This window comes from Paraburkholderia fungorum (genome assembly GCF_046027605.1).
In the GTDB taxonomy this organism is placed as follows: domain Bacteria; phylum Pseudomonadota; class Gammaproteobacteria; order Burkholderiales; family Burkholderiaceae; genus Paraburkholderia; species Paraburkholderia fungorum_F.
Genome location: NZ_JAQQEF010000053.1, coordinates 1 through 16,446 on the forward strand (window position 1 = coordinate 1; position 16,446 = coordinate 16,446).

At 62.5% G+C, this 16,446-nt stretch carries 17 protein-coding genes and 3 pseudogenes; 14 read left to right on the plus strand and 6 right to left on the minus strand.

Going from position 1 to position 16,446, the window contains the following annotated elements; genetic code table 11:
• The 3 genes and pseudogenes from PQR53_RS38080 to PQR53_RS38090 all read left to right on the plus strand — a co-directional run.
• A partial coding sequence (locus PQR53_RS38080; RefSeq protein ID WP_408465646.1) for an FUSC family protein occupies positions 1 to 604 on the plus strand: 604 nt, incomplete at its 5' end.
• A gap of 222 nt (positions 605 to 826) precedes the next feature.
• Positions 827 to 937, plus strand: a pseudogene (locus tag PQR53_RS38085) (IS6 family transposase); the annotation flags it as partial.
• A gap of 341 nt (positions 938 to 1,278) precedes the next feature.
• Positions 1,279 to 1,452, plus strand: a complete 174-nt coding sequence (locus PQR53_RS38090; protein ID WP_408465648.1) for an ABC transporter permease family protein — start codon at positions 1,279 to 1,281, stop codon at positions 1,450 to 1,452.
• 133 nt (positions 1,453 to 1,585) lie between these two features.
• Here the strand turns inward: PQR53_RS38090 and PQR53_RS38095 are convergent, their stop codons facing one another.
• Positions 1,586 to 2,371 (minus strand): IclR family transcriptional regulator, encoded by a 786-nt coding sequence (locus tag PQR53_RS38095; protein ID WP_408465650.1) that lies wholly within the window; start codon positions 2,369 to 2,371, stop codon positions 1,586 to 1,588.
• Positions 2,372 to 2,582: 211 nt separating this feature from the next.
• Here PQR53_RS38095 and PQR53_RS38100 point away from each other — a divergent pair, with 211 nt between their 5' ends.
• The 10 genes from PQR53_RS38100 to PQR53_RS38145 all read left to right on the plus strand — a co-directional run bounded on the left by PQR53_RS38100 (position 2,583) and on the right by PQR53_RS38145 (position 14,162).
• Positions 2,583 to 4,208 carry an acyl-CoA carboxylase subunit beta gene (locus PQR53_RS38100; RefSeq protein WP_408465652.1) on the plus strand — a complete coding sequence of 542 codons (1,626 nt, stop codon included), beginning with the start codon at positions 2,583 to 2,585 and terminating at the stop codon, positions 4,206 to 4,208.
• Positions 4,209 to 4,327: 119 nt separating this feature from the next.
• Positions 4,328 to 6,268, plus strand: a complete 1,941-nt coding sequence (locus PQR53_RS38105) for an acetyl/propionyl/methylcrotonyl-CoA carboxylase subunit alpha (RefSeq protein ID WP_408465654.1) — start codon at positions 4,328 to 4,330, stop codon at positions 6,266 to 6,268.
• A 44-nt stretch (positions 6,269 to 6,312) separates the two neighbouring features.
• The gene (locus PQR53_RS38110; protein ID WP_408465656.1) at positions 6,313 to 7,536 is read left to right on the plus strand and encodes a CaiB/BaiF CoA transferase family protein; all 1,224 of its coding nucleotides are present in this window, start codon (positions 6,313 to 6,315) and stop codon (positions 7,534 to 7,536) included.
• Positions 7,533 to 8,741, plus strand: a complete 1,209-nt coding sequence (locus PQR53_RS38115; RefSeq protein WP_408465658.1) for a CaiB/BaiF CoA transferase family protein — start codon at positions 7,533 to 7,535, stop codon at positions 8,739 to 8,741. Before PQR53_RS38110 ends, PQR53_RS38115 begins: the two co-directional genes overlap by 4 nt.
• 29 nt (positions 8,742 to 8,770) lie before the next feature.
• Entirely contained in the window at positions 8,771 to 9,526 is a 756-nt protein-coding gene (locus tag PQR53_RS38120; protein WP_408465660.1) for an enoyl-CoA hydratase/isomerase family protein, read from the plus strand.
• The gene (locus tag PQR53_RS38125; RefSeq protein WP_408465662.1) at positions 9,523 to 10,509 is read left to right on the plus strand and encodes a hydroxymethylglutaryl-CoA lyase; all 987 of its coding nucleotides are present in this window, start codon (positions 9,523 to 9,525) and stop codon (positions 10,507 to 10,509) included. The genes PQR53_RS38120 and PQR53_RS38125 overlap by 4 nt, the downstream gene beginning before the upstream one ends.
• A gap of 56 nt (positions 10,510 to 10,565) precedes the next feature.
• Positions 10,566 to 11,897: an MFS transporter gene (locus tag PQR53_RS38130; RefSeq protein WP_408465664.1), complete on the plus strand. Its 1,332-nt coding sequence runs from the start codon at positions 10,566 to 10,568 to the stop codon at positions 11,895 to 11,897.
• A gap of 281 nt (positions 11,898 to 12,178) precedes the next feature.
• Positions 12,179 to 12,757: a Kelch repeat-containing protein gene (locus PQR53_RS38135; RefSeq protein WP_408465666.1), complete on the plus strand. Its 579-nt coding sequence runs from the start codon at positions 12,179 to 12,181 to the stop codon at positions 12,755 to 12,757.
• Positions 12,758 to 12,970: 213 nt separating this feature from the next.
• Positions 12,971 to 13,147 (plus strand): hypothetical protein, encoded by a 177-nt coding sequence (locus PQR53_RS38140; RefSeq protein ID WP_408465668.1) that lies wholly within the window; start codon positions 12,971 to 12,973, stop codon positions 13,145 to 13,147.
• Positions 13,148 to 13,283: 136 nt separating this feature from the next.
• Positions 13,284 to 14,162 carry a hypothetical protein gene (locus PQR53_RS38145; RefSeq protein WP_408465670.1) on the plus strand — a complete coding sequence of 293 codons (879 nt, stop codon included), beginning with the start codon at positions 13,284 to 13,286 and terminating at the stop codon, positions 14,160 to 14,162.
• A 291-nt stretch (positions 14,163 to 14,453) separates the two neighbouring features.
• On the opposite strand, the pseudogene PQR53_RS38150 reads toward PQR53_RS38145, so the two are convergent.
• A pseudogene (locus tag PQR53_RS38150) lies at positions 14,454 to 15,053 on the minus strand (IS6 family transposase); the annotation flags it as partial.
• 112 nt (positions 15,054 to 15,165) lie between these two features.
• Between PQR53_RS38150 and PQR53_RS38155 the strand changes: the two are divergent.
• A pseudogene (locus PQR53_RS38155) lies at positions 15,166 to 15,339 on the plus strand (group II intron reverse transcriptase/maturase); the annotation flags it as partial.
• 105 nt (positions 15,340 to 15,444) lie between these two features.
• Here PQR53_RS38155 and PQR53_RS38160 read toward each other — a convergent pair.
• From PQR53_RS38160 to PQR53_RS38175, 4 genes are all read right to left on the minus strand, one after another.
• The gene (locus PQR53_RS38160) at positions 15,445 to 15,582 is read right to left on the minus strand and encodes a hypothetical protein (protein WP_408465672.1); all 138 of its coding nucleotides are present in this window, start codon (positions 15,580 to 15,582) and stop codon (positions 15,445 to 15,447) included.
• Positions 15,583 to 15,602: 20 nt separating this feature from the next.
• The gene (locus PQR53_RS38165; RefSeq protein WP_408465674.1) at positions 15,603 to 15,974 is read right to left on the minus strand and encodes a type II toxin-antitoxin system VapC family toxin; all 372 of its coding nucleotides are present in this window, start codon (positions 15,972 to 15,974) and stop codon (positions 15,603 to 15,605) included.
• Positions 15,971 to 16,168: a type II toxin-antitoxin system VapB family antitoxin gene (locus PQR53_RS38170; protein WP_408243217.1), complete on the minus strand. Its 198-nt coding sequence runs from the start codon at positions 16,166 to 16,168 to the stop codon at positions 15,971 to 15,973. The genes PQR53_RS38165 and PQR53_RS38170 overlap by 4 nt, the downstream gene beginning before the upstream one ends.
• 58 nt (positions 16,169 to 16,226) lie before the next feature.
• Positions 16,227 to 16,446, minus strand: a 220-nt coding sequence (locus PQR53_RS38175; RefSeq protein WP_408465676.1) for a hypothetical protein, incomplete at its 5' end; no start/stop codon positions are given.

Here is a 16,446-nt window from a genome sequence, read left to right on the forward strand (position 1 = left end):
TTTCCTGCCAGTTCTGCTGATTTCCTCGATTAACCATTACCGCGAACGCCGCCCGGAGGTTTCGTATTTAGCACACTTTGCGAAATGGTCGCAGCGTTCTGACAGTGGCGATCACGTTCCGTACGTCGAAGCGATGATCGCAATAGCACTCGCCGTATGCCTCGCAGCAGCGCTTGTTGAGTGGAGGCGTATCGAGCACGGACAATGGATGATCTGGTCCGCGGCGAGCGTGGTGACAGGCAGTGCGGCGAGCGCTCGACTCAAGTTCCGTAATCGTATCGCGGGAGCCATCGTAGGCGTGCCGGCCGGTATCTTCGCCGGGTTGCTGGTCCCCCACGACTCCTTCTCGCGGGACCTGGTTGTCCTTGCTGCGTTGCTGACACTCGTCGGCATTCGGCCATATGTTATGGCATTCGGCACGCGTTGCGCGTGCGCCGCGATGGCGTTCGTGGTTGCCGGACAGTCATGGACCTTCGCCGGCGAGCGTCTGATCAACGTAGCGGTGGGCAGTGCAATAGGTCTCTTATTTACGCTGGCTGTGCACGTCATCGCGAGGCGCATCGAATGCCCTCCAACGGCTGGCGGCGGCTTTGGGCGAGGGTGACTAATTGCGGGCGAATACGCCCGAGCGCCACACGCGCGCATCCGCCCGAGGGTATTGTCAAGTTATCGAGCGGTACGCGTTCGAACACGCGATATGTAAGTTTACCTAATTTACGCGGCGAGTCGCTCCAGCATCGGAGCGACCGTCACGCTTTTCCAAGCCTCGAAGGTCAGGCTGCGAAGCGTCCGCTTCTGTTTTGCGTCGATGTGGTAACGCCAATGCATCATTCTGGGCGGCATCGAGGTGATGCACATGATCGGCAAGGGGCAAATGAAATGCCCCAAAGGGACCGGCCTGTCCGCCGCACAGCAGTTCTATTCCCTCGCCTCATAAACGATTGCGGCCCGTGCACTGCGCTCGCCCTCCGTCCTTATCGCGACAGAGCCGGGCGACGCGCCGAAGCCCGCATCGCTTGAACCTGATAGCCCGATCGCGCAGGAGGCCAGTGGCAAAAAACCATTGAAACAGCCAGACGATTTAGCAGCCGCATGTGGGTTCTCAACGATGAGCGTTAATTGATGGTGCATGGGGAAAAACAGCAAGAAGCCGGCCCGTGACGTTGCCTGCCGGGACGCAAACTGCTCTGTGATTCAAGCGGAGAAATTCGGCCTCCCGGCTTCCCGGTCTCGCTGCCGCAGGGGCCGCGCATCACGATTGCGCCGGTCGGCAGCCGAATGATTGCGCTGATCAAAGACACCTCGCTGGACTTGACGATCACCGTGGCGGAGTTAGCTCGGGTGGCCGATCAGGTTGGCGCCTCTACGTTCCGCTACATCGAGATGTTCCTGTTGGCCGGCTTGATTTATTGGATTATTAAAGTTGCGTTGAGAAAGATCGCGATGAATTGACGCCAGTACTCTTTAGAGATTCCCTGACATCCTGTTGCAACCACGTTCGTAGTGGCACCCCGTGGATCGGCCCGATTGACGTCAGGCCAAGACCGTGATGGAGCGCAGTGTTATCTCGTGCGGCGGGCCGGATTCAGGCGTTAGCAGCGGCGGCCCGCGCGAGTGTGCCTTCGATTTTCGCTGCCTCCGCCAGCATCGCGGCCGCGAGCTGCGTTTCTCTTTCCAGTACCCGCTCGGAGAGCGCCGCCATACTCAGCGAGGCGAGCGCGTCGCCCGAGGGCGCGCGTATCGCGACCGCGATACCGCCCATTCTCGGCACCACGGCGTCAATGAGCACGGCATACCCCTTGGCGCGCGTGACCTCGATCGCGTTCACCAGAAAAGGTTGGGTCAGCATCGGATAACGCGACAGACGCGGCGCGATTTGCGCCAGCACGACATCGCATTCCTCCTGCGGCAACGTTGCCAGCACTGCCAGCCCGCTCGAGCCAACACCGAGGGTGCGGCGACTGCCGATATCCTGGTAATTCGCGCGGATCGGGTAGCTGCCCATTTGCAGATCGACGCACACCATTTCCAGCGAACTCAACACCGACATGATAGTGGTGTCTTCGAAGGCGCCGCTCAATCGCATCAGGCTGGGTCGGGCCAGTTCGCGCCAATCCACCGGTTCGCTGACGCCCTTGGCAAGCCGCGCCACTTCCGGACCGAGCCGGTAGCGCCTGGTTTGCGGGTCCCGCTCGACGAGCTGTTCGCGGATCAGCGTATCGAGAACACGCATGGTCGTGGCTTTGTCGAGACCACAGTAGCCCGCGATATCGACTAGCCGGGTATTGCGTCCGTCGGTGAGTGCCTTCAGCACGCGGCAAGCTTTTTCGATCGCACCCACCGATGCGGTTGGCGGCTCCTTGTTTACCATGTTCGAATTCTCAACAAGTTTCATTCAATGAAATTTATGCAATTACTATTTGAAATTTAAATCAGTGAAAACCCGCGTTATTCCTGAATATAGTTGCGTAAATACCTAGAATTTTCTTAGTATGACGTCTCAAGCGATAAATTATAAAAGTTTCATTGAATGAAACTTTAGCACAGATGCAGACGAGTGAACAGTCAAAGGAAAAATGCGCATGGCAATTTTCGAGTCCCGGGTCGCGACGGCCAGTGAATCGTTCGAACACAACCGGCAGTCGATGCTGGCGCTGCTTTCCCGACTGCGGGGTATCGAAGCGGCGACTCGCGAAGTGTCGGACGCGGCCGGCCCCCGGTTTCGCAAACGCGGCCAGTTGCTGCCGGCCGAACGGCTCGCGATGCTGCTCGACCGCAATTCCCCGTTTCTCGAGTTGTCCACGATCGCGGGCTACGGACTAGGTGCGCCGCGCGCGGACGGCAAAGTGATCGGCGGTGGCGGGCTGATCGCCGGTATCGGTTTCATTCGGGGCGCGCGCTGCATGGTTAGCGTGTCGGACTCGGGTATCGATGCGGGCGCATTTCAGCCCAAAGGCCTCGAAAAGCTGCTGCGCATTCAGGACATCGCACTCGAAAACAAGCTGCCTTTCGTGCAACTGGTGGAGAGCGCCGGGGCCAATCTGCTCGCCTATAGAGTCGAAAACTTCGTGCACGGCGGCCAGAAATTTCGCAACCTCGCGCGGCTCTCGGCAGCGGGGTTGCCGGTCATCACCGTCACGCATGGCGCATCGACGGCGGGGGGTGCCTATCAGACCGGCTTGTCGGATTACGTCGTGATGGTGCGCGGGCGATCGCGGGCGTTTCTCGCCGGGCCCGCGTTGCTGCTCGCGGCCACCGGCGAGATCGCCACCGACGAGGAACTGGGCGGCGCGGAAATGCATACCTCCATGACTGGCCTCGGCGATTACCTCGCGGAAGACGATCGCGACGCGTTGCGGATAGCCCGCGAAATCGTCGGCTCGCTCGACTGGAATCGGCGAACGACATCCGCGACGGCCCAGGCGTTTCGCGAGCCGCGCTACGACGCGGACGAACTGCTCGGCATCATGCCCGACGATCATCGCCGCCCGGTCGACATGCGCGAGGTGATTGCGCGTGTCGTCGACGACTCCGACTTTCGCGAATTCGGTGCGCTGTACGGATCGGCCACTGTCTGCGGCCATGCGTCGATTCATGGCATGCCGGTGGGCATCATCACCAATAACGGGCCGATCGAACCGTCAGGCGCCGCGAAAGCGACCCACTTCATCCAGGCCTGCTGCCAGTCGAATACGCCGTTGCTGTATCTGAACAACACCACCGGTTTCATGGTCGGGCGCGCGTTCGAGGAAGGCGGCAGCATCAAGCACGGCTCCAAGATGATCCAGGCGATCACTAATGCGAACGTGCCGCAAATCACGCTGTTCTGCGGCGCCTCGTTCGGCGCCGGCAACTACGCGATGTGCGGGCGCGGGTTCCAGCCGCGGTTCTGTTTCGCGTGGCCGAATGCGAAGACCGCGGTGATGGGCGCGGAGCAGGCCGCGCAGACCATGGTCAACGTGAGCCGCGCGGCCATGATCCGTAAGACCGGTGAGGCCGACGAGGCGAGGCTCGCGGCGCTCGCCGACAAGGTGATCGCGAACTTCGAAAGCCAGATGGATGTGTTCACGACCAGCGCGCATGTGCTGGACGACGGGATCATCGATCCGCGCGATACGCGCCGGGTGCTCGCCAGCGTGCTGGAAATCTGCCGCGACGCGGCAAGTCGCACGGTGTCGCCGATGCAGTTCGGCGTGGCGCGACCTTGAGCGCTGATCGGCGTCGCTGAGCGCGCCCTGGCGCCGCTCGCCATGCGCGGCCCCTGCATTCATTCACACGGCAAGCCGCTGGCCTTGCCGATCCGTTTTCGATCAAAGGGAATCGTTCGATGCGCAGTATCAACAAGCTTCTGATCGCAAATCGCGGCGAGATTGCCATGCGCATCATGCGCACGGCTCGCGCGATGGGCATCCGCACGGTCGCGATCTATTCGAGCGCCGACGCCCATTCGCTGCACGTGTCGAATGCCGACGAAGCGGTCTGCGTGGGCGCGGCGCCCCCCGCCGATTCGTATCTGAACATCGCGGCCATCGTCGCGGCCGCGCTGAAGAGCGGCGCGGATGCCGTCCATCCGGGCTATGGCTTCCTCTCGGAGAATGCCGCGTTCGCCGAAGTCTGCGTGGCGGCCGGCCTGATCTTTGTCGGGCCGCCGGCCCACGCGATCCGCTCGATGGGCGACAAGGCGCAGGCCAAGGCGCTGATGCGCGAAGCCGGGTTGCCGTGCATTCCCGGCTACGACGGCGACGCGCAGGACGACCGCACATTGGCGGAGGAAGCGGCGAAGCTGGGCTTTCCCGTGATCGTCAAGGCGACCGCCGGCGGTGGCGGGCGCGGCATGCGGATCGTGCAGGCGGCGTCGGACTTCGAGCGCGCGCTCGACTCGGCGCGCTCCGAGGCACGCAACGCGTTCGGCAGCGACCGCATGATCGTCGAGCGCGTCGTCACGCAGCCCCGCCACATCGAAATCCAGGTGCTGATCGATCAGCACGGGCACGGCGTACATGTGGGCGAGCGGGATTGCTCGGTGCAGCGTCGCCATCAGAAAGTGATCGAGGAAGCGCCTGCCGCGCATCTGGGCGTCGCCACACGTGAACGGATGGGCGCCGCGGCAGTGGCCGCAGCGATCAAGCTCGGCTACGAAGGCGTCGGCACCTTCGAATTTCTGCTCGATGCCCGCGGCGAGTTCTATTTCATGGAAATGAATACGCGACTGCAGGTCGAACATCCGGTGACCGAAGCGGTCGCGGATATCGATCTGGTCGAATGGCAATTCCGCGTGGCGATGGGCGAGCCGCTCAGTCTGACGCAATCGGATATCCGTATCGCCGGGCATTCGATCGAGGTGCGCCTGTGCGCGGAAGACGAGGCCAACGGTTTCATGCCGCAAAGCGGCTCGATCGACCGCTGGGAGGTGCCGGACACGGTGCGCGTCGAACACGCGGTCGATTCGGGCAGCGTCGTGTCGCCGTACTACGACTCGATGTTCGCCAAGCTGATCGCCACTGGCAAGACGCGTGAGGACGCGCGCCGCAAACTGTTGAATGCGCTGCGCGACACGGTGGTGTTCGGCCTGAAGACCAACCGGCAGACGCTGATCCGCTGTCTCGAGCATCCGGCGTTCGTGGCGGGCGGCGTCGATACGGGCTTTTTGCAGGCGCATCCCGAAGTGCTGGTCGCGCAGCGTACTGACGCCGATCCGCTCGCGCTAGCGTTGGCCGGCGCGCTGCTGGTGCAGGGCGCGCAGGCATGCGGCGCGCGCGCGTCGACCGTGCACCTGAAGGACGAGACCGCTCACACGCATGCGTTGCTGTTGACGCCGACGGGCAACGCAGGGCTGCTCGTGGCGCTCGACGAGCATCGTATCGCCATCTCGCAGATGCGGATCGACGGGGGACGAGTGCGCTTCATTTTCGACGGTGTGGATCGTCAGGCGTTCTGGCACCTCGCCGACTCGCGCATCGACGTGCAACTCGACGGTCGTGCGTCGTCGTTCATCGACACCACTTACCAGCCCGCCTCGCAGGCCGACGAAGGCAGCGGCGACGGCCGCGTGCGGGCCATGTCGAATGGCCGTGTTGCGGCGCTGCTGGTCGCCGTGGGCGATGCGGTCCAGCAGGGTGACGATCTGCTCACCGTGGAGGCGATGAAGATGGAGCACACACACAGCGCCCCCGCGGCCGGCCGCGTCACGCAGATTCTCGTGGCCGCCGGGCAATCAGTCGCCACCGGCAAGGTATTGATCGAACTCGAACTCGAGGTGCCAGCATGAACGCCGGCGCCTTTCCCAACCAGAGCAGTGGCAAGGAATCTCCGATGCAAAGCTGCACCCATGGCGCATTGAGCGGAATCAAGGTGGTCGATCTGTCGCGCGTGCTGGCAGGACCAGCCTGTGCGCAGACCCTCGCGGATCACGGCGCGGATGTCGTTAAGGTCGAGTCGCCGGCAGGTGACGACACGCGGTTGTGGGGCCCGCCGTTTCGCGACGGCGGTGCGTCTTACTACATGGGCGTGAACCGCAACAAGCGCGGCATCGCGCTCGACCTGACGCGCGAAGAGGCGCGCGAGATCATTTTCGATCTGCTGGAGGATGCCGACATCCTGATCGAAAACTTCAAGATCGGCACGATGGAGCGCTGGGGGCTCGGCTTTGCCGAGGTACTGCAAGAACGCTTTCCGCGGTTGATCTACTGCCGGATCAGCGGCTTCGGCGAAGACGGTCCGATGGGTGCGATGCCCGGCTACGATGCGGTCGTGCAGGCGATGTCGGGCCTCATGAGCATCAACGGCGATCCGGACAGCGGGCCGACCCGCATCGGCGTGCCGATCATCGATCTGGCGACGGGCCAGGTCAGCGTGATCGGCGTGTTGCTCGCGCTGTTCGAACGCGAGCGTTCCGGTCACGGACAGTTTCTCGATATCGCGCTGTACGACGTCGCGCTGACCCTGCTGCATCCGCCGGCCGCCAACTGGTTCATGTCAGGAAAACCGCAACCGCTGCTCGGCAACGGTCATCCGAACATCGTGCCGTACGACAAATTTTCGACGGCCTCGACCGATGTCTTCATCGGCGTCGGTAACGACCGGCAGTTCCGTTCGTTCGCGCAGGCCATCGGCCGACCTGAACTCGCTGCCGATGCCCGCTACAGTACCAACCCTGCACGCATCCAGCACCGGCTCCAGCTGCGCGAACTGCTCGACGCCGAACTCAGGCAGACCGACGGCGAAGCGCTGTGCGCGTCGCTCACCGCCGCGGGTGTACCGGCGGGACCGATTCGCGACGTGGGCAGGGCGTTGTCCGATCCGCATACGCTGCATCGGGATATGCGGGTGTCGCTGGGCGGCTACGACGGCATTGGCGTGCCGGCCAAGCTGTCGCGAACGCCAGGCGGCGTGCGCCTGCGTCCCCCGCGCTTTGCCGAACACTCTGCCGAGGTGTTGCGCGAGCTGAACTATTCCGACGCGCGGATCGACGCGCTGGCGGAAAGCGGCGTGTTGCACCTGCCCGTGCCATTGGAAGAGGCGGAGGACCTGCCGTGAGTAGTGACGTGGATGCTCCTTACGCGGGCCTGCGCGTCCTTGACCTGAGTCAGGGTATCGCCGGCCCGTATTGCGGCTGCCTGCTGGCGCGGCAAGGCGCGGACGTCATCAAGGTCGAACCGCCGGCCGGCGACTGGGCGCGCCTGATGGGCGGCGGCAAGGACGGACTGACGGCGCTCAGCATCGGCGCCAACGTCGGCAAGCGGGCGATCTGTATCGACGCGAGCCTGCCGGAAGGGCGCGCGTTGCTGCTGCAATGCGTGGAGCGAGCCGACGTGGTGATCGAAAGCTTCCGGCCCGGCGTGATGGACAAGCTGGGTCTGTCGCAGGAGGCGATGCACGCCTGTAACCCCGCACTCGTTGTGGTGTCGATCACCGGGTTCGGACCCAATGGTCCCTACCGGGCCCGCGCGGGCTCGGACTCGGTCATCCAGGCCTTGAGCGGAATGATGGTGATGAACCGCGACGGCGCCGGCACGCCGCGCCGCATCGGCATGCTCGCCGTGGATGCCGCTTGCGGCGTGTATGCCGCGCAGAGCGTGGGCGCGGCGCTGTATGCTCGCGCGACCACAGGACTCGGCCGGCGCCTCGACATCTCGCTGCTGGCAGTCGCGGCCTCGTTACAAACGATCCCGATCCTCGACCATTTCATGTTTGCGGGCGAAACGCGGGTGCCGGTCACGGTGCCGTCCGGCACGTTCCAGACCGCCGATGGCTTCATCAACGTCACGGCCCTGCGAAATGAAATGTTCTTCGGCTTGTGCCGTGCACTCGGTCAGGACGAATGGGCGAGCCGCGCGGAATGGGCCACCAACGAACAGCGACTGCGGCATGCAGCGGATATCAATGCGCGAATCGCACAGGTATTGCGCGGCGAGAGCACGGCCCTTTGGGTCGAGCGCTTGCAGGCGCAAGACGTGTTGTGCGCGGCAGTCAACGATTACGACGCCTTCGTCGACGATCCGCAGGTTCGGCATGCGCAGGTGTTCGGGCGGCTCACGCTCGATGGCCCCGACGCTCTCGAAGGACTGCCGCTGCCGGAGGTGCCTGGCTTGCGCCCCGGATCGTACGAAGGGGGGCGCATGACGGTGGTGCGACTTGGCCACGACACCCGTGCGGTGCTCGCGGAAATGGGCTTGCCGCAGACCGATATCACGCGCCTGATCGAACAACGGGTCGTGTTTACGAGCGCGCCCGCCGTCTGATTCTCTAACTGCTTTCGATGGAAACGACGATGGAAGAGCTTCTGGTGGAGAATCACGCCGCCGTGCGGGTCCTGACGATGAACCGCCCGGCGAAACATAACGCATTGAATACCGGCTTGACCGCTGCGCTGGTCGATGCGTTGAGCACGGCGGCAGCGGACGACAGTTGTCGCGCGATCGTGCTGGCCGGCATGGGCAGGTCATTCTGCGCAGGGGCAGACACGAGCGAGTTCGCTTCGCTGTCGGACAGCGGCCACGGCGAAAGCGGAGCGGGTACGAATGCCGCAAACCGCCGTGCCGACCTGACCGCATCCCTGCATGCCGCCTTTCCGCGCACCACGAAACCCATCGTGTCCGCGGTGCAAGGCAATGCGCTGGGCGGCGGCGCGGGCCTCGCGCTCGCCTGCGATCTGATGATCGTCGCCGACGACTTGCGGCTCGGCTATCCTGAATTGAAGCACGGCATAGTCGCGGCGATCGTGATGGCGAATTTGGTCCGCCAGGTCGGTCAGAAAACTGCTTTCGGGCTGGTCTCGACCGGCCGGATTCTCAACGCTCAGACTGCCGTCACGCTCGGGCTCGCACACGAATGCGCGCCGGCCGGTCAGTTGCGCGATCGCGCGATCAGCCTGGCCGAGCAGCTCGCCGGCTGGTCGCCAGCAGCCATGCAGGCCACCAAGCGGCTCTTCTATCGTGTCAGTAATCTGCCGTTCGAAGAAGCGCTGGCAGTCGGCCGCGATGCGAACGTGATGATGCGCGGGTTGGGTAAAAAGGCGGCCCAATGAACGATCTGGCCAACCTGTCTGCTGTCCGGCCGCCCGCGAGCGCAAACCGCGACGTGGTGATCTGCGAATGTTTCGCGCGCGACGGCTTGCAACACGAAACTCAGGTGCTCGAAGCCGGCGTCAAGGCCGGGTTGATCCAGCAGATCGCGGCTGCCGGATTCGAGCGGATCGAGGCGACCTCGTATTCGAATCCCAAGGTCGTGCCGCAATTCGCCGACGCCAGCGAAGTCCTGCAAAAGTTGCCGCGCAAGCCCGGCGTGTTCTACAAGGCGACCTGCGCGAACGTGCGCGCCGTCGAGCGGGCCATCGCGGATCGCCAGGCCGGCTTCGGCGCGAATGAAATCAGCTTTCTGGTTTCCGCGTCGCAATCGCATTCGCTGAAAAACCTGAAACGTAGTCGTGCGGATCAGTGGGACAACGTTGCCAGCATGCGCGCGCGGGCCGGTGACGATTTCCGGATCGTCGGCACCATTTCGGTGGCGTTCGGGTGCCCGTTCGAAGGCTATGTCGATCCTGCGCAGGTACTGCGCGACGTCGAGATATTCCTGTCGCTCGGCATCCAGCTGATCGCGTTGGGCGACACGACCGGCATGGCGACACCGGCAAGTGTCGCGGCGCTGGTCGGACAGATCGAACGGGCGTGTCCGGAGGCGCAACTCATTGCGCACTTTCACGATTCGCGCGGTACCGGCCTTGTGAATTGCGTGGCGGCCTATGAAGCCGGCGTCCGCTATTTCGACTCGGCACTCGGGGGCGTGGGCGGACACCCGGCCGGGCTGACCTATGGCGGCGGTTACACCGGCAATGTCTGCACGGAAGATCTGGTCAATCTGTTCGAGTCGATGGGTATCGCAACCGGTATCGATCTGCAAGCTCTGCTCGGGCTCGCCAACACATGCGAGAGCACGCTCGGGCGCAAGCTGCTGGGGCATGTCACGCACACCGGCCTGAACCCGTTGATCGGTCATGCAGCAGTCAGATAAAAAACCAACCCCCGGCGTCCACGGATCAGCCGGGCGGATTCAATCTGGAGGAGATCATGGAAATAGCACCAACCGTTGTTCAGGACGACGAACCCGCTGTAGACAATGTCTATACGAAGGTATCGTGGCGGCTCATTCCCGTGCTGCTGCTGTGCTATTTCGCGGCGTACGTGGACCGTATCAACATCGGCTTCGCGCAGGCGTCGATGAGCAGCGACCTGAAGTTTTCGACCGCCATTTTCGGACTGGGTGGCGGGATCTTTTTTATCGGCTATCTGCTGTTCGAGGTGCCGAGCAACCTGCTGATGGAAAAGATCGGAGCTCGTAAAACCTTGTCGCGAATCCTGATTCTGTGGGGCGCAATTTCTAGCGCGATGATGTTCGTGCACACGCCGGAATCGTTCTATGCTTTACGCTTCCTGCTGGGCGTGGCGGAGGCCGGCTTCTTTCCGGGCGTGATTCTCTATCTGACGTACTGGTTTCCCGCGCAACGGCGCGCGAAGATCGTCGCGTTGTTCATGACGCCGGTGGCTTTTTCCGGTTTGCTCGGCGGCCCGCTGTCCGGCTGGATTCTGCAAAATTTCGATGGTGTGAACGGCTGGGCCGCATGGCAATGGATGTTTCTGATCGAAGGTCTGCCGTCGATCCTGCTCGGCGTTGCCGTCATGCTAATCCTCGACGATCGTCCATCCGACGCACGCTGGCTCAGCACCCGCGAGCGGCAGGTTCTGGAGCGGGCACTGGTCGACGACCACCCTGCGGGCCGGCACGGCGACTGGCGCAGTCTGCTCGTCCTGCTGAAAAACGCCCGCATCTATGTGCTGACGCTGATCTACTTCGCACTGGTGGCCGGCGTGATCACCATTTCTTTCTGGATTCCCGCCATCATCAAATCGGTGTTCGTCGGTGGCACGCATGTGCAGATCGGCTGGCTTACCGCGATTCCCTATGCGTGTGGCGGCATCGGCATGGTCTTGATGGGACGCCACTCCGACCAGACCGCCGAGCGTCGCTGGCATTGCATGGCGTCCTTGCTGGCGGGCGCGATCGGCATCGCCGCGCTGGGCGCAGCGTCTCACAGTCTGCCAATCGCGCTGGTGGCGATGTCCCTGGCAGCGATCGGCATCTTTTCCGGCTTTGCGACGTTCTGGGCGGCCGCCACGCAATATCTGTCGGCGACGACTCTCGCTGCCGGGCTGGCGCTGGTGAGTTCGCTCGGTCAGTTAGGCGGCTTCGTCAGCCCGATCCTGATCGGCTCTCTGAAGGCCTCGACCGGCAGCTTCGCGGCGGGCCTTTACGGGATCGGCGCGATTCTGCTGATCGGCGCACTAGGCATGTTCTGTTTGCCGGCCCCACGCGACGAGGCGACACTGGCGCGGGTGTCGTGAGTCCTGACCTGGGCCGCGCGCTCCGCGGCCATCAACGAAGCAGGGCTGCCGATGCGGTTCCTCTATACGGACTACCCCGCAACACCCAGAAAGCGGAGTAATACCGCACTGCCAGGTAGCGAGGATTGGCGGGTGACATTGGGGCCGGTGTGCGCCAATACATATGCCCGGACTGTTTCGTCTAGCATGGTTGATTTGAGGATCTCTCAGGGGCGGACCAGCGCACACCGTTGCCGCTGCCGCGTAGCGAGATGGCGTGGGCGACGGCAGTGGGAGATCGCATGCATGTGATTGGCGGTTACGGGGCAGGCCAGGTCGCGCGTGCATATCACCATGTGTTCGATGCCGCGCGCGCTGCCTGGTTCGATGCGGCGCCGATCCCGCGAGGCGCCAATCATATCGGCGTCGCCGCCCAGGATGGGGTGATCCACGCCATGGGCGGCTTCGTCGAGCAGAATCGCATCGCGACACCGGATTGTTACGCGTACGTCGTGGCCGACGATCGCTGGCATGCCGTCCGTCCTTTGTCGCGCGGCTCCCGCGGTGCTATCTCCGTCGTGGCCGCAAACGGCCTGATTCATGCAATAGGCGGTCGCGATACCCGCTCTGTGGATTGGCACGAAGCTTACGATCCGCGCACTGACACATGGCATGTGGGCGGCGAGGGCACGCGCCGCGTCTTCGGACAGACGGAAGCCTACGATCCGCTCAGCGACTCGTGGGAAGCTTATGCGACGATGCTCACGCCTCGGCACGGCATGGGGACCGCAGTCATCGCAGACGCAATTCACGTGGCTGGTGGTGGTCCAATGAACGGCGGCGCGTTCCAGACTTCAATTCACGAGGTGTTGATCGCCTGACTGCCGGTGCACAGGTGTCGCTGTAGGTGCTTTCCGTCCCGTCACACCGGTTCGTCACACACGACCGCTCGACGAAACCGGGAATGGCGGGAGCGCAAAAGATGTTCGTCGGCGAACCGGGGCAAGTTTACTGGACTGTGGCACGCCGCATGCTTCTGCATAAAGGATCATGCACCTGATCGTCAGCAGTCTACCCATCGAAATGGAGTTTATATGGCTACCGAGTCCGCACGCCCAACACCGCCACGTCAAACCGAGTCTGATCCGACGGCCGCGGACCGCCGGTTGAGCGACGAACAGAAAGAGTCGCTGAAGAATGAACCGGCGCCGCCGAAGCCGAATAGCGGCGAAAAACTGCCCGATCCGAAAGAGGTGGGCGAAGCCGGCTGATAGAGCGGCCAGGTTACCGCGCGCCTGTTGCTCGCCCGCACAGATCGCGCATGGAACAGGCTTGAAATGTAGGAGGACGTCCATGGGCACGTTTGTCAGATCCCCGGCCGGTAACCAGAGCGCGCGGAAGCGGTTGATGGCCTCGATACTGACGGTGTTCTGCTGCCTGAGCCAGAACGCCTTCGCGCAAACGGCCGACAACGCGGCGAGCCTGCGCGACAAATACCGGAGTCTGACGCAGCAGTTCGCGCACAATCAGTTCCAGCGACCGCTGTACCTCGAATCGCAGGAGTTGCCCTCGGCGCTCAAGGGCGATATTTACGGTGTGCTCAACTATCCGTTCGCGACGGTCAACGGCGCGCTCAATGACCCGCCTCAGGGCCCCGCCAACTGGTGCGACGTGCTGATCCTGCACCTAAACACCAAGTACTGCCATGCATCGCCGAGCGCCAGCGGTACGGTCCTCGCGGTGAACATCGGCAAGAAAACGGAGGAGTCGCTGTCCTCGTCTTACCGCGTGCAATTCAACTATCGCCCGGCAGCCAGCACCCCGGATTATCTTCGCGTGGAGCTCTCCGCCGCCACGGGTCCGCTGAGCACGAAAGACTATCGTATTGTGCTGGAGGCGATACCCGTGGGCGACAGCCGCACCTTTATCCATCTGACTTACGCCTACGGTTACGGCATGGCGGGACGGCTTGCGATGAAAACCTATCTGGCGACGATTGGCAGCGACAAGGTTGGCTTTTCCTCCGTGCCTGATCCCTCGACGGGTGAGACGCGATATATCGGCGGCGTGCGCGGTCTGGTGGAACGCAATACCATGCGCTATTACCTCGCCATCGACGCTTATCTTGCTGCGCTTTCGAGGCCCCCCAACGCCCGCCTCGACAAACGCCTCACAGACTGGTTCGATGCGACCGAGCAGTATCCGCAGCAATTGCATGAGGTCAGCCGCGCCGACTACATGCAAATGAAGCACGACGAGTATCAACGTCAGCAGACCGCTCAGTAGGCCACGCAGCAGGCGAGCGTCACAAAGTCCGATCGGCTTCCCGGCTTTGCTCGCTCTATAGCATTTGAAAGCTCACCGCAGCCGCGCCGACGCAAAGAGCAGCAACGTCGGTAAGAGAAGAACGATCGCCAGCGGCCATCCCACGTCCTATTCTGTCATAGCGTTCATGCTGCATGAGACATTAGTCGCACAGCCGGGCATAGCCGTTGCGCTGCTATGGAGCCCTTCGACGGGTACTGTCACATTGTGATGATTGAGCGAGTGAAGACGCAAAACATCAGTATTCCTGATTTATGCGACAAGGCTATCCAGCATTGAGTTGCCGGTCACGGTTTCCCGCGCTTCAAAAGCCTGCGTGCGAGCCTGCCGCTTGTCTTGTGCGTTCGCGTTGTAGCGGCAGTGCATGAATAGGTTTGCCACCTGGTCGTGGACCGACGTGGATCGCTGCAGGTGCCGCGCTGATTTGAAGCGGCGCATCACCTTCTCGCGCACCCGCGTTGGCTGGTGCGAGTTCTCCGCCCGGTTGTTCAGTCCTTGGTGCAGCCGGTGTTCCACGTTCAGCCCAAGGTCCCTGTTTGCCGCGGCGTAACTCTTGAGCTTGTCGGTGATCAACACACGGGGAGCGCGACCATGCTTCTTGAGCAGCTTGCGCATGAGCCGCCTGGCCGCGTGCCTGTCGCGGCGGCTCTGTACCAGTACGTCGAGCACCGCACCGTACTGGTCTACCGCGCGCCACAGCCAGTGCTTCTTGCCGTTGATCGTCACGACCACCTCATCGAGGTGCCACTTATCGCCTCGGGCCAGCGCGGTAGAGCGGATGCGCCGGGCGATACCCAGGCCGAACTTCACTGACCAGCGGCGCACTGTTTCGTAGGTAAGGTCAATGCCCCGGCGCATGGTCGAGAAGATTCATGCGATGACCGCGCTCAAGACGGCGTGGCAAGAGACCACGGAGCTAGTGGGCAGGTTGAACCGCTCGCTACGCGGCTAGGCGAACTACTTCAAGGTAGGCTCGGACAGACGCGCGTATCGCGCACTCGACAGCTACACCGCTACGCGGTTGCGCCGGTGGTTGCGCAACAAGTACAAGGTTCGACGTTCGAGGGGCGGGAGTTATCCATCCTCACACCTCTACGGGCACTTCGGTCTCGTGCGTCTGACCGGTCCATGGTTGTGAACCTACCGTGTACGAAGGCGTGATGGCTGGCATGTCCGGCTGTGGGGAGGGGCATGTACAGGGTCGGATATAGCTTCGTCCCGACGCACAGTCGTCGAACACGGATCAGCGGGGAATGGCGCTTTCGCAAGACGTGCTGGAATTGCGTACTTCACGGGCCTGCTTCATGATCGTCTGCCGATAGCTGTAGCCGGGGATATCTTCCGCGATCGCGATAATGTCGCCGATCGCGGACGCGTCCATCACTTTTCCGTTTTCGCCTTCTAGTGCTCGAGAACCGCGCTCAGCGAAAGCTCGTCGGCGATTTTCTTCAACCGCTTGTCCCGCGTCCAGATCGTCACACCAGGCTGGAGCTTCGCGGATGCGAGCAACGACGCATCGACGTAGCCGATCCCACGGCTAAACAACTGCTGTTGCTCAACCAGAAATAGGACTTCGTCTGGCATAGCCACGGGCACGCGAGGCAGATCGTTCAGAGCACGAAGCACGGCAGGGCGGTCGCGCAAACTGCCCAGCGATATTTCGCCGATCACATATGGATGGATCCGGACACGGACGTGGAGCAGCAGCTCGACCAGAATCGGCTCGGATTGCCCGATGTGATCGATCCACACAGACGTGTCCACGAGAATCATTCGACCTCCTGCCGACGGCGCGGAGCGGAAGTGATCCCCGGTTGGCTGCCGCCCAACGCGACGAGCCTGCGCGCGGCTTCACGTTCGATAAGTGCTTTCAACGCTTCGCGCACGAGAGCCGACTTCTCGCTCAAGCCGGTGTAGTCCTGAGCCCGGGAGACCAGATCATCGTCCAACGCGATTGTGGTTCGCATAGCAGCCTCCGTTTATCGAGGGCACGATTATAGCATCATTTGATGTCTTAATTCATGCCTAACAATGAACGTGCGGAAGACCGGCCACGTCTGTGGCCAGTCCGGATTCCCGGCGGATGCCAATCTGGTCCAAGCCTGCGACCGCGACGAGGTCTGAGAAGATTGGGGACCCATCCTTGCGTTCCATAGCGTGATCTGCCAAGGCAGGGTCTTGCGGCTTATTTTCCTGGCCAACAAGCAATTTGACATAATTAAAGTGATCGTCATTTCGCATGCGA

Bases quoted from the DNA above. Each gene is read 5' to 3' on its own strand.
- PQR53_RS38090 (WP_408465648.1), top strand. From the start codon at position 1,279: ATGATTGCGCTGATCAAAGACACCTCGCTGGACTTGACGATCACCGTG.
- PQR53_RS38095 (WP_408465650.1), bottom strand. From the start codon at position 2,371: ATGGTAAACAAGGAGCCGCCAACCGCATCGGTGGGTGCGATCGAAAAA.
- PQR53_RS38100 (WP_408465652.1), top strand. From the start codon at position 2,583: ATGGCAATTTTCGAGTCCCGGGTCGCGACGGCCAGTGAATCGTTCGAA.
- PQR53_RS38105 (WP_408465654.1), top strand. From the start codon at position 4,328: ATGCGCAGTATCAACAAGCTTCTGATCGCAAATCGCGGCGAGATTGCC.
- PQR53_RS38110 (WP_408465656.1), top strand. From the start codon at position 6,313: ATGCAAAGCTGCACCCATGGCGCATTGAGCGGAATCAAGGTGGTCGAT.
- PQR53_RS38120 (WP_408465660.1), top strand. From the start codon at position 8,771: ATGGAAGAGCTTCTGGTGGAGAATCACGCCGCCGTGCGGGTCCTGACG.
- PQR53_RS38125 (WP_408465662.1), top strand. From the start codon at position 9,523: ATGAACGATCTGGCCAACCTGTCTGCTGTCCGGCCGCCCGCGAGCGCA.
- PQR53_RS38130 (WP_408465664.1), top strand. From the start codon at position 10,566: ATGGAAATAGCACCAACCGTTGTTCAGGACGACGAACCCGCTGTAGAC.
- PQR53_RS38135 (WP_408465666.1), top strand. From the start codon at position 12,179: ATGCATGTGATTGGCGGTTACGGGGCAGGCCAGGTCGCGCGTGCATAT.
- PQR53_RS38140 (WP_408465668.1), top strand. From the start codon at position 12,971: ATGGCTACCGAGTCCGCACGCCCAACACCGCCACGTCAAACCGAGTCT.
- PQR53_RS38145 (WP_408465670.1), top strand. From the start codon at position 13,284: ATGGCCTCGATACTGACGGTGTTCTGCTGCCTGAGCCAGAACGCCTTC.
- PQR53_RS38160 (WP_408465672.1), bottom strand. From the start codon at position 15,582: ATGGACGCGTCCGCGATCGGCGACATTATCGCGATCGCGGAAGATATC.
- PQR53_RS38165 (WP_408465674.1), bottom strand. From the start codon at position 15,974: ATGATTCTCGTGGACACGTCTGTGTGGATCGATCACATCGGGCAATCC.
- PQR53_RS38170 (WP_408243217.1), bottom strand. From the start codon at position 16,168: ATGCGAACCACAATCGCGTTGGACGATGATCTGGTCTCCCGGGCTCAG.